This window comes from Rhizobium sp. 768_B6_N1_8 (assembly GCF_051811225.1).
In the GTDB taxonomy this organism is placed as follows: domain Bacteria; phylum Pseudomonadota; class Alphaproteobacteria; order Rhizobiales; family Rhizobiaceae; genus Rhizobium.
The window spans coordinates 689,108-704,264 of record NZ_JBPWPV010000002.1 but is presented as its reverse complement, the minus strand read 5'-3'; the positions used below and the strand labels follow the sequence as shown (position 1 = coordinate 704,264).

The following is a 15,157-nucleotide window of genomic DNA, read 5'->3' as shown; positions in this document are numbered from 1 at the left end:
AAAAATGCGCTCTGCGATATATATTTGGTTTAGTCGCCCCCTCCTTCAATTTCCCGATCTGTAGCGGTATTCTCGTTCAGTTCCGGGAAGCGGCATGTCTGCTGGCAGTTGGAGGATCATGCATGGGGGTGACCACCTCCAAGGGGTCGAAAAGTCCGATCGCGATTTTGGTTGATGATGATGCGACCGTTTGCGCGGCTCTGGAGAACCTGCTGAATTCGGTCGGCATCGACGCGATGACATTTTTATCGGGCCGGGAATTTCTCGATGCAAAGCTGCCCGACCGCCCGAGTTGCGTCGTGCTGGATGTCCGCATGCCCGGCATCAGCGGTCTGGACCTGCAGCATCATCTGACCCGAAATGGCGTTACGACACCCGTCCTGTTTCTAACGGCGCACGGGGATATCGCAATGAGCGTGCAGGCGATGAAGGCCGGGGCGCAGGATTTCCTGACCAAACCTGTGCGGGACCAGACCTTTCTCGATGCCGTGTCCAAAGCCATCGCCACCGATGTCAGCCGCAGGAACGCACTGTCTGCAGCCGATCGATACGTTTCCCTGTTTGAAACCCTCACCGTTCGCGAGCGCCAGGTTCTGAAATTGGTCGTCTCCGGCGAGGTCAACAAACAGATAGCCTTCTCCCTCGGGATCAGCGAATTTACGGTGAAGCTTCACCGCAGCAATATGATGAAGAAAATGCAGGTCAGTTCGGTGGCGCAGCTTTTCAATGTCTGGCAGGCGCTGCCTTCGCATGTTCGAATGAGCGATGGCTGAAATTACCCACCAGCGCTAGGTCACGTAAAAAGTAACGACAGCAAAAGCGAAGAGGACTTCCATGCAGTTGACATCGTCAAAAGAACGGATCGTCACGGCCATGGCTATTGGCGGCAGCGGCATCCTGCTGGCGGGGCTTTTCGCGGATCCCTCCGGCATTCTCGTCGCAATGGTCGCCATCTGGCTCTATACAAGCTGGCGCACAGGTCTGGCCGTGCTGCTCATCGGCTGTTTGCTGACAGCGGCTGTCGTTCTCTCTCCGGCCAATTTCGGTAATGACGAACCCACCCGGGTCGTCATGTTCTCCTGCTGCGCCACCGCGCTCTGGTTTTTCATCAATGTCTTCAAGCCGCAGAGCCTCTTCGACCGCGTTTACAAGAATATCCAGCCCAATATCGAAGACATTCCCGGCTTCGGCTGGTCGGCCTATCCCGACGGCCGCCTGCGCTTCCTGAACCCGAAAGCGCTCGATTTTGTCGGCGTGAGTGCCGAGGAAATGAGCAGGATCGCCAAGCTCGACAACCATTCGTGGTGGAGCCTTTTCGTCCATCCCGACGAGGTCGAAGGATGCATGGCAAGATGGGAGCACAGTCTCAGGACAGGAGAGCCGATCTTCGAAGAACAGCGGGTCCGGCGCGCCGACGGAACCTACCGGTGGCTGCGCGATTCCGCCATCGCGTCGCGTGACGAACAAGGCCGCATCACCGCCTGGTTCGCGACCTCGGTCGACATCGACGATCAACGAAAGGCGGAAGCTGCCCTCAGGGAGAGCCAGCAGCAATTGCAGCAGATGATCGATACGGTGCCGGCCCTCGTCTGGTGCGCAAACGCCGCCGGCGAGACCTCTTATATCAACAAGCCGCTTATGCGCTGGACCGGGATTTCGCTTGCGAGCAACGATCCCGCAGACACAAAAAGGTTCGCGACGGCGATCATCGAGGCCATTCACCCTGAAGACCGAGCGCTATTCCAGAGGAGCCTGTCGCAGGCTTTTGAAACCGGCGAGCGCTTCGCGCTGAAGTATCGGCAGCGGCGCTTCGATGGCGTCTATCGCTGGATTGACGGCAAGGCTGAGCCACTGCGCGACGCTGACGGTCAGATCATTCAGTGGTACGGCGTCTGCCTCGACATCCATGACGAGATGGAAGCGCACGAAGCAGCCCGTCAACGGGAAGCGGAACTGCGGCTGATCGTCGATACGGTGCCGTCGCTGATCTGGCTCATGACCCCCGAAGGGCTTCCCTGCTATCTCAACAAGCGCTTCTCCGAATGGGCGGGGCTCAACGAAGGCGATATTCACTCAAAGACGACGGAACAGGTCGCCGCCCAGGCGGATCTGGTCCATCCGGATGATCGCGCCGCAGTGGCAGAGGCATTCAGGAATGCTATTGCGACGGGTCAGCCTATCAACCACAAGGGCCGGCTTCGCCACAAGGACGGCCAATACAGGTGGATGGATTCACGCGTCGAACCCCTGCGCGACGAGAACGGCAAGATCATTCGCTGGTATGGCGTCAATCTCGACATCGACGACGAGGTTTGCGCGCAGGAGGCCTTGCGCCAATCCGACGAGAGGCTGGCAAGGGCGCTGCGCGCCGCCAGCATGTCCGAACTTTCCGTCTCGATTGCGCATGAGCTCAATCAACCGCTGCAGGCGGTGGTGGCCAATGCGAACGCGTTCCGCCGATGGCTGAATGCGGAGCCGCCGAACCTCGAACGCGCGCTACGTTCCGCCGACTGGATCGTGCGCGATGCCGATGCGGCCGCCGAAGTAGTCAGCCGCATCAGGGCGCTGTTCGGCAAGACCGCCTACCCCAGAACCGCCGTGGATCTGAACAATCTGATCAACGATGCCTGCGAACTGATCGCCGACAAGCTCACCTCCAACAAGGTGAAGGTTGATATCAATCTGGACCCTTATCTGCCTGTCACCAGCGCGGACCATGTGCAGCTGGAGCAGGTAATGCTCAACCTCATCCGCAACGGCATCGAAGCGATGCACGATATCGAGCCCAGAGCCCGTACTCTGAAAATCGAGTCAAGGCTGAGGGACGACGATACGGTCGAGGTGGAGGTGAGCGACCGGGGTACCGGGATCAGCGACACCGAGAAAATTTTCGAGGCGTTTTATACGACAAAGCAGGACGGAATGGGCATGGGCCTTGCGATCTGCCGCTCCATCATCGAATCCCACGGGGGACGACTGTGGGCCGAGAATGGCATTCGCGGCGGTGCATCGATCACATTCAGCCTGCCGGTGCGGGACCTTCAGGCCAAGCCGGCGCCGCGCGAAATCCACATCAGGCCACCGGTTAGGGAACTCGAATCCCTGTCAGCATGACCGGCGGCGACGCAAGCAGCACGACTGGTTCTCGCGGACCGGTTGATCGTGGCGAAAGGTGATCGGGACTACCGGATGCCGTCTTGAGAGGCGCTTTGCCTCGCGAGCTCATGCCGCCATTGGCTGGGTGTCGTTCCGACAAAACGCCGGAACAGCCGGCTGAAATGCGCATGGTCCGACAAGCCACAAGCAAAGGCGATATCACCCATTTCGTGCTTGGAGGCGAGCAGCAATGTCCGGGCGCGTTCGATCCGCTGCTGCATGACGAAGGCGTAGGGCGACATGCCGAAGCTGATCGAAAAGGCGCGGCGGAAATGGCCGGGGCTGAGCTTTGCCGCAGCCGCCAGATCGTCGACGCGAACCGGCCCTTCCAATCTTGCATCGACATAGTCGGTGACGCGTTTGACCTGCCAATCGCTGAGCCCGGTCCTGCGGTGGCTCTTCTCCGGAATATTTGCCTCTGAGGCCTGCGACCGAACACGGGATTCGGACGAATGACAGTACCGGGACACCGCCGAAACGCCTTGCTTCAACCTGATCTCATCATCCATCAGACCGCCCCATGCAGCTGGCGGGATCGCCATATCCAGATGAACTCTGATCGCCTGGGAAATCCATAAGGTTGAGGTCTAGCGCACTACGCCGAAGGGATAGGTTTCAAGCGTGTTATAGCTCGATACGCGGATCGGCGAGCGTCTGCAGGATTTCGACGATGATGTTCACGAGGATATAGAAGGTTCCGAGAACGATGGTGACGCCGAGAACGGCCGGAAGATCGGCGCTGGTCAGGGACTGGACCATATAGAGCCCGAGGCCGGGCCACCCGAAGACAAGCTCGACGATCAGCAGGTTGCCGAACAGAAGCCGGATCTGCAGACCGATCATCGCCAGAGTCGGCGAGGCGGCGTTGCGAAGACCATGGCGCAAGACCACCGCTGTCTCTCGAAGCCCCTTCCCCCGCGCAGTCCCGATATAGGCCTGCTGCATCACCTCGCGCAGCGCGCTGTTGAGACTTCTCCCTACCGCGACGGCGATCGGTAGTGCTAAAGCGCAGGCAGGCAGAAACAAATGCCGGATCGCATCCAGGCTGAGGTCGCCCCTGCCGCCGATAAGCGCATCGATGAGATTGAAGCCGCTTGGGCCGGCGAAATCAGCATCGCTCATCCTGCCGGACCCAGGCAGCCAGCCGAGACGGAACCAGAAGACATAGACCAGAAGCAAGGCGGACATGAAAATCGGCACCGAACCTGCCGCAATGAAGAGAAACCGCAGCCCGCCGGAGCCACCGACAATATGAGGTAGCACCGCGAGAATGCCTGCCAGCAAAAGCCCGATGCAGAGAGCCGCCAATGACAATTCGAGCGATGCCGGCAAATATTGCCTGATGTCGGCGGCGACCGGCTGACGGGTCCGGACCGACGCCCCGAGATCGCCCCGCGCCAGCCGCGACAGGAACCGGCCATATTGAACGACAATAGGATCATCGAGGCCGAGCTGCTGGCGAAGCGCATTCACGTTTGACAGAGGTGTGAGCGGCCCGGCGATGGCGCGCGCGGGGTCGGCGGGAATGATGCTTTGCAGGCAGAATACCGCAAAGCTCATCATCAGGAGAACGGCAGCCAGACCCAGTATGCGCCTGAGGAAATATGCCAGCATATTCTAGGCCCCTCGCAATGCAGTCCGTAGACCATCTCCCGCGAGATTGGCGAAGAGGCAGATGAGAAAAATGACCGCTGCCGGCAACATTGGAAGCCACCAATAGACAGAGAGGCTATCGAGCGCACGGGATGTCATAGCCCCCAGTTCGGGTGCCGGCGCCGGCTGGCCGAGCCCGATGAAGGACATCAGCGACATCGTCATGATCACGTTGGCGACATCAAGCGTCGCGGCGACCAGCAGGGCCGGAATGGCACCGGGAAGGATATAGCGCAGCAGCAGACGCGGGCCGCCGATGCCGGCAATTCTTGCAGCCTCCACATGTGGGCGGGCGTTCAGCCGGCGCAGTTCGTCGCGAGATATGCGCGCGTACCAGGGCCACCAGGCGATGCCGATCGCTATCATCGTATTGGTCAGCCCCGCGCCGAGCGTTGCGATCACCGCCAGAGCCACAAGCGTAGACGGCAAGACGAGGAAAAAGTCGACCAGCCATTGCGCCAGAATGTCGAGCCTGCGGCTGACGAGGCCGGGGACCATGCCGATGCATCCACCAACGATCAGGCTGACGAGAATGAGGACAATTGCGGGCAGCCATGTGTATTGGATACCGAGGACGATGCGCGAAAAAAGATCGCGCCCGATCTCATCCGTCCCGAACCAGTGCTCCCATGAAGGCGGCAGATAAGCGGGCGCAACGCGAAGCTGAGGATTGAACGGCGTCAGCCACGTCGCGAACAGGGCGATGATCGTGATAGCAATCGCTCCGAACACCCCGATCCGATCGATCCAGCCGATGCGCCCTAGGATGACAGGCCAGCGGACGAGCCGCTCCTCGGGGAGGAGTTCCGGAACGTTCATGCGTCGTGCCCCCCCGTGCTCGCATGCCTTCTCGATATCGAGGCCAGAATGGCGTTCATCGATAGAGGATTGAAGCCGGCAGTTATCGTGTCGGGATCCCCTTCCTGCGTCACCCTGCCCTTTCCCAGCACGGCAATACGATCGGCGATTATTCTGGCGGCGGCCAGATCATGGGTAACGAACAGCACAGCCATGCCGAGCCGCCGCCTGATCTCTCCGAGAAGGTTCAGCGTGGTGGCAGCAAGCGACACGTCGAGCGCGCTGATCGGCTCGTCGCAGAGCAAGAGTTTCGGCGGTACGACGATCGCGCGGGCAAGCACGGCACGCTGACATTGACCGACGGAGAGGCTGGCGGGCAGCGAAGACATCAGGCCCTCATCGAGGCCGACCAACGCAAACGCTTCGACGACCCTGTCGAGACGCTCTTCCTTGCCGAGACCGAGATGCCTTAACCGATCGCCGATCTGCTCACCGATCGGCAGCCAGGGTGTCAGCGAGGCAACTGCATCCTGAAAAACAACCTGTGGGGCATCGTCGACCCGGACAATCTCGCCGCTGTCGGGCGACAGAAGCCCGGCCGCGAGCCTGAGGATCGTCGATTTGCCCGCGCCGCTCTCGCCGAGCAGGGCGACGCATTCACCAAGCCCGACCGAGAGATTGACCGATTCCAGCACCTTCCGCTGCCGGCGCCGGCCGAACGGGCCAATAGTCGACGTGAAGCTTTTGCTGACATTGGACAGTCGCAGCGCCTCCACCGGCTTTGCTGTCGCAACGGTTGGCCAGGCTTCCGTGAAGCGATACTGACGTGCGCTGGATTGCGCCGAGTCAGGGAAGAAGCAGGCGGCAGTGTGTTCGGTAACAGAAAGCGGCATGAGTTCGGGCCGGCTGGTTATGCACTCGTCCCTAATGACGGGACACCGGGAGGCATAGCAGCAAACATGCTCAGGATCGGCAAGGCTCAGTCGCTCCGCCGGCAGAGTAGGCAGGGAGCGCTGGCGATCCGTATCGAAATCGAACTGGGTCGCAAGCAGGCCGGCCAGATAGGGATGGCCGGGATGGGTCAGCGCATCGCCGGTTCTGCCGATCTCCAGAATACGACCCCGGTAGAGCACGAGCACGCGATCAGCGAGCGATGCTGCAGCGGTCAGATTGTGCGTGATGAAAAGTACTGTGGTCTGCTGCTCTCGCGCCACCTTGCGCAGCAGTTCGAGAATCTTGCTTTGCAGGGCGAAGTCGAGCGCGGTGATCGATTCATCGGCAATCAGGACCTGCGGCTGTGCCATCAGCGCCATCGCGATCAGGATGCGCTGGCGCTGCCCGCCCGATAGGCGATGCGGAAATGCATCGAGTATGGCGTCCGCATCCAAGAGTCCGACCCGGCCCAGCCAATCCCTGATGAAGTTATCGTCTCCGCCTGCCGATTCCCGCAGCTGATGGCGAATCGTCATCGTCGGGTTGAGCGCACCCATCGGATCCTGCGGAATGGCGCGAACGAGCCCGTGACGGGCAGCCCGCAGCACCCGCGGCGTTGCTCCCACGATCTCGGTGCCGGCAACATGAATGGAGCCGATGACATCAGCTTCGCTGGAGGCCGGCAACAGGCCCTGGATTGCCGCGCCGAGGGTGGTTTTGCCGGAACCACTTTCGCCGACGACCGCGATGATCTCGCCCGGCATAGCCTCGAAGCTGATGTCGTCGAGCACGAGGTGATCGCGACCATTTCGCCGAAGGACGACTCGCAGATCAGCGATGGAGAGCGCAGCCCTGGTCACAGCCTCCACAGCTCCCCGCAGGTGGAAATGCAGCCATGAATCCTGCCGAAAGTCGTGCGCTCAACCATCAGCGCCTCACACCTGAAAAGTCGATGCTGCCTCTCGGGAAGACAGGACGAAGACCGAGATCCTTTAGACCCTTGCGATGGACGACCACGTCGTCGACATCGACGAGCGGAATGAAATGGCCGGCGTCGAAATACATGCGCCCTGCCTTTTCATAGAGTGTGTTGCGTGTGCTCATATCCGTTGCGGAGGCACCTTCGGCGATGACGGCGTCCGCCTCCGGAAGGGCGCTGCCATAAAGGTTCAGCGGCGCGTCCTTGGTGAAGAATGCCTTTGCCTGGCTATCGGGATGGGCCGCATCCGGAGAGGCGATGATCAACAGCATATCGGGAGCCGCCGGATCGCCCTTCATGGCATAGGCTGCCCCCGGCGGCATGATATGGGAGGTCGCCTCGACGCCGATCATCGATAGCTGCGCGATCATCAGGTCGGCGATACGCCCATAGCTCGGATTGGCGCTATAAAGCCCGATGTTGAGCGCGACAGGGCCGTGCTTGGCGATAGTGGACTTAGCAGCATCGAAATCGGTCGGAAACTGTACCGGCTGTGCCGGATCCAGCATGATGTTCGGAAAGAGCGATTTCGAGACTTGGGCATATTGCCCGAAGGCATCGCTTGCCCACAAATTCGGATTGATCGCGGTCAGAACCGCCTTGCGAACCTCGGCATCTTCAAGCGGCGATCCCGGCTTAACGAAAGCCTCGAACTGCGTCATGCTGGGGGCGGATGTTATTTCCAGATCGGCCGGCAGGCTGCCGAGCTGTGCGAAGGGGTAATTGGTTGGCACGCCATCGATTTCGCCAGTCTTCAGTTTGAGAATTTGCTGGCCGATGTCGGGGATGACGGGCAGTTCCACCCTGCTGAAATAGGGTTTGGCGCCCCAATAGTCTTCGTTCCGTGCGAGTACATAGCGTTCGCCACGCTTGAACTCGGCCAATTTGAACGGCCCGGTCCCAGCTGCATGCTCGGTCAGCCATCCCGTCGCAAAATCACCCTTGGCATGCTCAGAAATCGCGGCCGGGCTGATGATTTTCGGCCCCCACGGGCTTGCAAGGCCATCCGGGAATGAGGGCTGCGCGTGCCGTAGCGTGATGACGACAGTGGAACTGTCTGATGCTGCGATATCTGCCAAGTTGGCGAGTGTGTAGTTCTGCACAAAACCGCCGTCGCGGCGGCGCTTGAACGAGGTGACGACGGCATCGGCATTCAAGGCCGTGCCGTCGTGGAACTTGGCGCCCTCGACGAGGTGGAACGTGTAGGTCAAGCCATCGCCGGAGATCTCCCAGCTCTTTGCCAGTGATCCGACAATCCTGGTCGAACCCGCCTCGTATTTGACGAGGCCCTCATAAATGCTGTCCAGCGTCGTCAATCCGGCGACTTCGAAACCATTATCCGGATCCAGGGTGCCGATATCAGACGAATAGGGAATCCGCAGGATGTCTTCTGCATGACCGGCCGCGACGCAGATCAGCGATCCAAGCAAAAGTGCAAGCAGGCGAAGACTGATAACCCGGTTGAAACGTGAGAATATCGAAGCGAACAAGATTATCGGCATTGAGTGATCCGTGATTGCGTCATACCGGCCGCGGATGGCGGAAGCGCAAGGCAGCTATTGCCCAGCGCGCAACCGTCATCGAACGCCCATTGTCATCACAATCATAGCGGCGTGTTACTGAAAAGCTTTGAAGATTCCGCGCCATAAATATTTCTGCTTTCGCTGGCGAAGCGATACCGCGGAGGCATTTTCATCGCCTGGCGGCCGCCCCCGTTTTCAACCCTACATCATGAAGATAGGCTTCCAATGCCGCCACTTCGCCCTGCGAGACGATCGCGCCGACGTAGCCATCCGGACGGACAAGAATCCGGTCACCTGACGCAACTTCGTAATTGTCGCGGAACTGGTTCTTGTTATCGATAAGCTCGCCGCCCTGCCCGATGCTTTGGATATGCAGTCCTTTGCGTGGCTGGAGGCCAACCGTCTCCACTTCAAATTCCAGCAGCGTCCAATGAGGGCCTTTAAAGAGGTCAAACAGCCGCGCGGGTTGTCCTGCGGCGCCTTTCAGCAGCGCGTCGGGAGCGCGGTTGCCGGCAAGGATGCGAGCCTGACGCTGGGGGTCTTCGAGCGACAGGCTCGCACCGAGATAGCCGATGTCCAGTTGCCGAACCTCACGGCCACGCCGAATTTCGCCACGCTTCATGTCTTCGAGCAATCTGGTCGCAAGTCCCAGCATGCTTGCCGCGACCGGACGGCGCTCTTCCTCATAGCTATCGAGAAGCGTCTCCGGGGCGCCTGATAGGACGGCTGCCAGCTTCCAGCCGAGATTGTAGGCGTCCTGAACGCTGGTATTCAGACCCTGGCCGCCCGTCGGCGGATGGGTATGGGCGGCGTCTCCGGCGAGAAAGACGCGACCGACACGATAGCTGTCGGCAAGCCGGGCATTCATGTTGAAAGCCGATGCCCAGGAGACAGACTGGATGAGGATATCCGTACGACCGGTCCGTTCGGCAGTCAGCGCCGTAAGCCCTTCGGCCGACAGGTCGATGTCGCCTTCGAGAGGCACTGGTCCCTGCATCTGGAAAGACCCTTTTTCGGTCAACGGACAAAAGGAAATCTGTGTCTCCATCGACCCCTCGTTGAAGCGATGCCAGACATCGCGGCTAAGGCCTGTCAATGTCACGTCGGCAACGATGGCGCGAACGCCGAGCGTCTTTCCGGGAAAGCCGACGGCGAGCGCCTGGCGCACAAAGCTTCGGCCGCCGTCGGTGCCGACGAGATAGGATGCGCGGATAGTCTGTTCTTCGCCGCCATTGGCAAGTCTTGCTGTTACACCCTGCCCATCCTGTTCGAAGGCGAACAACGCGCAGCCGAACTCCGGAGCATGGCCGAGTTCGGCAAGACGCTCCCGCATCGCCCTCTCCGTCAGGAATTGAGGCACAAGCAGAGGCATTCCGTAGGGTTCCGATGGGACCGGCTCACAGGCCTCGACAAGCGCGACATCTCTCATGCTGCCGTCGCCGTGATATTCGCGCTGATGCGGATAGTAACCGCCGGATGCGGCAATCTTGTCGACAATGCCGAGGTCCTCGAACACTTCCAGGGTTCGAGGCTGTATCCCTTTGCCGCGCGAACCTTGGAACGGATCATCCATCTTCTCGATCAGCCGGAAAGATACACCTCGCCGGGCGAGATCGATCGCCAGGGTCAGGCCGGCCGCGCCGGCACCACAAATCAATACGTCGATTGCGTCATCTTCTGTCATTGCTGCAGCTCCTATTTATGTGTATTACGCACATAATAGGAGCGCAGGAATGTCGTCAACAAAAAATGTGCAAAATACACATATCTCAAAACGCATCCATGAACTTCATGGATCGCTGCTTGAGATCGTCAGCGTGATGAACCGGCCGCAACGGGATGAGGCAATGGTCAAGGAGGCGGGAATTTCGCTCGACCGCGCCCTCTTCCCCTTGCTGGTGGGCATTGAAAGATTGGGGCCGATCGGCGTGGTCGATCTGGCCGACCGCGCCGGCCGGGACCACACGACGGTCAGCCGTCAGGTCGCCAAGCTGGAGAGCCTCGGTCTCGTCAAGCGTCAGCCGTGCGCGTCGGACCGTCGCGTCAGCGAAGCGACCGTTACTGCGAAGGGCAAAGCGATGACGGATCGGGTCGATGCGGCGCGCGAGAGGATAGGGATCGAGATATTCAAGACATGGGATCCCGATGATCTGGACAATCTGGTCCGCCTGATGCGGAAGTTTGCCGATGCCGTGAAGGATGATCCGGTCAAAAGCTGACGAACCACCGTGCAGATGGGCAGGCTGGAGGAAGAAAGCGAGGCGTCAGCAGGATCGCAGGCACCTCGAAGACTCTCACCCGACCCGGTCTACCAGCAGGTGAATCCCGCATCGACGTTGACGATTGCTCCCGTCATCAGGCTTGCCGCACCGGATGCGAGGAAGAGAACCGCGCTTGCGACCTCTTCCGGCGTCCCCATTCGTCCCATTGGCGTATCGGCGAGCCAGATCGGAATCCGCTCGCGATTGGCTTCGACTGCAGCCACCATCGGCGTTTCGATATAGGTCGGAGCGACCGCATTGATCCTGACACCGTGCTGAGCCCATTCAGCGGCCATGGAACGGGTGAGGTGGTGAACGGCAGCCTTGGAAACGTTGTAGGCCGTCTGCGGCTGCGGCCGATTGCAGATGATGCCGGACATCGAGCCGAGATTGACGATCGCGCCCCGCTTCATCGCCACCATATGGCGACCGAAGGAGCGCGAGCACCAGAAGACGCCATTGACGTTGACATTCATCATCCGCAGCCAATCGGCATCCGTGACGTCTTCTGCGGCAATCCCGTTCTGGCCGATCCCGGCATTGTTCACCAGGATCGTCGCCGGCCGTCCGCTGTCGGCGAGTTCATTGGCGATCGCCTCCATGCGGGCGGAATCGGTCACGTCACCGAGACGCAGATCGACGTCATATCCCTTGTCTTTGAGAGACAGAGCCTGCTCTGCGTCCGATTCATTACGCTCGATCACGACGACGGCAGCACCGGCCTCGGCAAGCGCGTGGGCGCAGCAAAGTCCAATGGCGCGCCCGCCGCCGGTGACGACCGCGCGTTCACCATCGAGACGGAATTTTTCTTGATAACTCATGGTTCGGCCCCTCAGATGTCGAATGCGCTTGGAAGAACGACAATGTCGCGGATCGTCACGTTGCGCGGACGCGTCAGCATGAACATGATCGCGTCGGCCACCTCTTTGGGTTCGATCAGAGCGCCGGCCTCCTTCGCCTTGCGCAGGTTCTCCTCGGGCCAGTCGGCAAGCAGCGCACTGATGACCGGCCCCGGGGAAACCGAACCGACGCGAATGCCGTTTTTCAGAAGCTGGCGGCGCATCGTCTGGACAAAGCAGTGCATCGCCCATTTCGATGGCGAATAGACCGGCTCCCATGGGACGGGCGCATGGCCGGCAACGGAGCTCGTGATGACGATGTCGCCGGTGCCGCGTTCGATCATGTGTGGAATGACGGTGCGGACGTTCTTGATGACGACATTGACATTGAGGTTCAGCATCCGGTCGATGGCGTCGAGATCCGCATCCGCGAGGTCACCGCCGATATAGGTGCCGGCATTGGCATGCAGAATGTCGAGCTGCCCCACCTTCGACAACACGCGATCAAGAAGCTGGGCGCATGCCTCCGGGTCCAATAGATCCAAGGCAACAGGTATCGCCTGTTCGCCAAGACGCTCGCAGGCCGACTTCAACGCCTTCTCGTCACGGTCAACGAGAACGACCGTCGCGCCCGCGGCGATCATCGCTTCGGTCGACGCCATTCCGATACCCGATGCCGCGCCCGTGACCGCAGCGACCTTCCCTTTCAACTCGTTCATTCTTTCCTCCTCGGTTGGGCGGCCCTATCTCCCTGCGCCGCATGCTGCATGATATTCGGCAAGACTCTTTGTCACCCGCCAGATCAGGACCTCTTCCGGATCCAATGGCCCGTCGGAAAACCGCTCGGCGGCCGGCATGTGCTGCCAGAATAGCGGGAGCGGTACGGATTTTCCGGCAAGCGCGTCGCAAAGACGCGCGACGGCGGATTGAGCCTGTTCAGACGTCCAGTAGTAGCGGATGCGATCGGACAGCGAATAATGCCGAAGCCAGCGCTGCTCGCCTTCCGTGCCATGATAGTGACGGCTCCAATTCTCCGGATTTGCCAGCATGAGCGCCTCCATCGCAGCGTAGAGCGGACGATCGCCATAATCAGGCACGAGGTCGGAGGCGATCAGGTCCAGCCCATAGAGGGTCTCGCGTAGAACGAAGGTCAGTTCCGGCCCGACCTTGAGAATAGGAAACCCGTCTTCAACGAGCGCGGTCAGCGGACCGGTGCCCTGATAATCGGTGGAATGCGCTTCGAACACGAATTGCGGCTCGTCCTCGAGCACCTGCTTCAATTTATCGATCTTGCTGCGGTCGTACCTGATGACATTGTGGTTGCCGAACTCGACGCCCGGCTGCACCACCAGGCCGATGGCACGCCCAAACGCCTCCGTAAGGCCGGCCTCGGCGAAAACGCGGCGATGGACATCGATCGTCCGCCTGGCGGCCGAAGCCGCAGTCGGCTCGATCGTGGTCAGCGCGTGATCCGCGCCGCCGGGAGGAGGAACCTCCGTGCCGATCACATAAACCGGCATGGCGCCCCCTGCCCGCCTTGCCGAGGTCTCCGCGACAGCGGCAAGGCGGGCAGCGCGATGAGCGGTCGTCTCGTCGTCCAATCCGGCGGGCTCACCCATGCAGCCCATCGATGCGTCCAGATGGATCTTGCGGAACCCGGCATCGACATAGGCCGCCACCATCCTCTCAGCCTCAGCCATGGCTTCTTCGGCCGCACGTTCCCGCCAGGGATTCGGTCCGAGATGGTCGCCGCCAAGCACGATGAGGTTTTCCGGGCAACCCTCCTCTTTGGCGATGCGCAACACGAGAGCCGCAAAGTCCGCAGGGGTCATTCCGGTATAGCCGCCCAGATGGTTGACCTGGTTGCAGGTGGCTTCGATCAGAACCGTGCTCGAATGGTCACGCCCATGACGCAGCGCTGCCCGCAGGACGATCGGATGGGCCGAGCAGACCGAGGTGATCCCTGCAGGGTGGCCCAGAGCCCTGAGTGCAGCCAGTTCGTTCAGTTTTATCTGCATTACGAGCGCCTTTTCGTCGAGGCGATGAATGTGTCGAGTTCCTGGCGCGTGCCTGCGCCTTCCATCGGACCGCGGATCGTCACATTGCGCGCACCTGCGGCCGAACCATAGGTGAGAGCCTCGCCCGGAGACATTCCGAGCCGCCGGCAGGTGAGGTAGGCCCCGCCGAAGCAGTCGCCGGCGCCGGTAGGATCGACCTCTTCGACGAGAAATGCAGGAGCGTCGATGCGGTCGCCGTCCCTGCCAAAATAGGTCGCGCCCTCCGCTCCGCGCTTCAGCACGATCTCCTTCACGCCTATTTCGAAAAGACGGTGGATCGCCTCGGCTTCGCCCGAGATGCCAGCGGCCCGCTCAAGCTCTTCCCCTGACGGCAAGAGAAGATCGGCGGTGGCGACAAGCCTGGCAAATCGACGCTCGGTATCCTCGTCGAGCTGCAATTCCTTGCGGATATTCGGATCGACCGAGAGCGTTCCGCCTCGCGCCTTCACGATGTCGACCGCCTTGTCGATTACCTCCCGCGCGCTCGGAACGGACAGCGCCGAACCCATCACATGGAGATGTCCGATGCGGTTGATGAGATCGCTGACACCCTGAGACCAGCCGAAGCGGGCGGCCGCGGACTTCGCGATATTGTAGACGAAGTCGCGGGAACCGTCCTTGCGGTAGCGGACAAAGGCACTCCCGGTCGGATAGTCAGTGTCGATGGAAATAGTAGACACATCGACGCCATCCCGCCTGAGGCGATCAATGTTGACGCGACCGAAATCATCGTTGCCGACTGCCCCCACCATCGCCGCTGCTCCGCCGAGCCGGCCGCATTGCGAGATGAAGATCGCCGGCGCCCCGCTGGCAAACGGACCGACGAGCGGCTGAGCCTCACGAAAGCCTTCTCCGACCGTCGTCGCAACGATCTCCACGAGGATCTCGCCGACGCAAACCGTGGGACCGAGATGGTCCGGAGCCAGCACTGAAACCATTGCAATCCTGCTTTCGATAG

The 15,157-nt window shown here is 60.6% G+C and carries 13 protein-coding genes; 3 read left to right on the top strand and 10 right to left on the bottom strand.

Annotated elements, in window-relative coordinates:
* Positions 1-122: 122 nt before the first annotated feature.
* Both AB8B33_RS27605 and AB8B33_RS27600 read left to right on the top strand, forming a co-directional pair.
* Positions 123-773 carry a response regulator transcription factor gene (locus AB8B33_RS27605; protein WP_439017808.1) on the top strand — a complete coding sequence of 217 codons (651 nt, stop codon included), beginning with the start codon at positions 123-125 and terminating at the stop codon, positions 771-773.
* Between the two features lie 61 nt (positions 774-834).
* On the top strand, positions 835-3,114 hold the full coding sequence (locus AB8B33_RS27600; RefSeq protein ID WP_439017807.1) for a PAS domain-containing protein: 2,280 nt from the start codon (positions 835-837) through the stop codon (positions 3,112-3,114).
* A gap of 68 nt (positions 3,115-3,182) precedes the next feature.
* Here the strand turns inward: AB8B33_RS27600 and AB8B33_RS27595 are convergent, their stop codons facing one another.
* The 6 genes from AB8B33_RS27595 to AB8B33_RS27570 all read right to left on the bottom strand — a co-directional run bounded on the left by AB8B33_RS27595 (position 3,183) and on the right by AB8B33_RS27570 (position 10,726).
* Complete coding sequence (locus tag AB8B33_RS27595) at positions 3,183-3,665, bottom strand: helix-turn-helix domain-containing protein (RefSeq protein ID WP_439017806.1); 483 nt, start codon at positions 3,663-3,665, stop codon at positions 3,183-3,185.
* A 115-nt stretch (positions 3,666-3,780) separates the two neighbouring features.
* Entirely contained in the window at positions 3,781-4,770 is a 990-nt protein-coding gene (locus AB8B33_RS27590; protein ID WP_310382601.1) for an ABC transporter permease, read from the bottom strand.
* A 3-nt stretch (positions 4,771-4,773) separates the two neighbouring features.
* Positions 4,774-5,628 (bottom strand): ABC transporter permease, encoded by an 855-nt coding sequence (locus tag AB8B33_RS27585; RefSeq protein WP_439017805.1) that lies wholly within the window; start codon positions 5,626-5,628, stop codon positions 4,774-4,776.
* Complete coding sequence (locus AB8B33_RS27580; RefSeq protein ID WP_439017804.1) at positions 5,625-7,400, bottom strand: ABC transporter ATP-binding protein; 1,776 nt, start codon at positions 7,398-7,400, stop codon at positions 5,625-5,627. Before AB8B33_RS27580 ends, AB8B33_RS27585 begins: the two co-directional genes overlap by 4 nt.
* A 67-nt stretch (positions 7,401-7,467) precedes the next feature.
* Positions 7,468-9,021, bottom strand: coding sequence for an ABC transporter substrate-binding protein (locus AB8B33_RS27575; RefSeq protein ID WP_439017803.1), 1,554 nt, complete (start codon positions 9,019-9,021; stop codon positions 7,468-7,470).
* A 190-nt stretch (positions 9,022-9,211) separates the two neighbouring features.
* On the bottom strand, positions 9,212-10,726 hold the full coding sequence (locus tag AB8B33_RS27570; RefSeq protein WP_439017802.1) for an FAD-dependent oxidoreductase: 1,515 nt from the start codon (positions 10,724-10,726) through the stop codon (positions 9,212-9,214).
* A 49-nt stretch (positions 10,727-10,775) separates the two neighbouring features.
* On the opposite strand from AB8B33_RS27570, the gene AB8B33_RS27565 reads away from it, so the two are divergent.
* The gene (locus AB8B33_RS27565) at positions 10,776-11,261 is read left to right on the top strand and encodes a MarR family winged helix-turn-helix transcriptional regulator (protein ID WP_439017801.1); all 486 of its coding nucleotides are present in this window, start codon (positions 10,776-10,778) and stop codon (positions 11,259-11,261) included.
* An 89-nt stretch (positions 11,262-11,350) separates the two neighbouring features.
* On the opposite strand, the gene AB8B33_RS27560 is transcribed toward AB8B33_RS27565, so the two are convergent.
* The 4 genes from AB8B33_RS27560 to AB8B33_RS27545 are packed head-to-tail and all read right to left on the bottom strand — an operon-like array spanning position 11,351 to position 15,137.
* On the bottom strand, positions 11,351-12,124 hold the full coding sequence (locus tag AB8B33_RS27560; protein ID WP_439017800.1) for an SDR family NAD(P)-dependent oxidoreductase: 774 nt from the start codon (positions 12,122-12,124) through the stop codon (positions 11,351-11,353).
* Between the two features lie 11 nt (positions 12,125-12,135).
* On the bottom strand, positions 12,136-12,861 hold the full coding sequence (locus AB8B33_RS27555) for an SDR family oxidoreductase (RefSeq protein WP_439017799.1): 726 nt from the start codon (positions 12,859-12,861) through the stop codon (positions 12,136-12,138).
* Between the two features lie 24 nt (positions 12,862-12,885).
* Entirely contained in the window at positions 12,886-14,160 is a 1,275-nt protein-coding gene (locus tag AB8B33_RS27550) for a D-tagatose-bisphosphate aldolase, class II, non-catalytic subunit (RefSeq protein WP_439017798.1), read from the bottom strand.
* Complete coding sequence (locus AB8B33_RS27545) at positions 14,160-15,137, bottom strand: tagatose kinase (RefSeq protein ID WP_439017797.1); 978 nt, start codon at positions 15,135-15,137, stop codon at positions 14,160-14,162. Before AB8B33_RS27545 ends, AB8B33_RS27550 begins: the two co-directional genes overlap by 1 nt.
* Positions 15,138-15,157 lie beyond the last annotated feature (20 nt).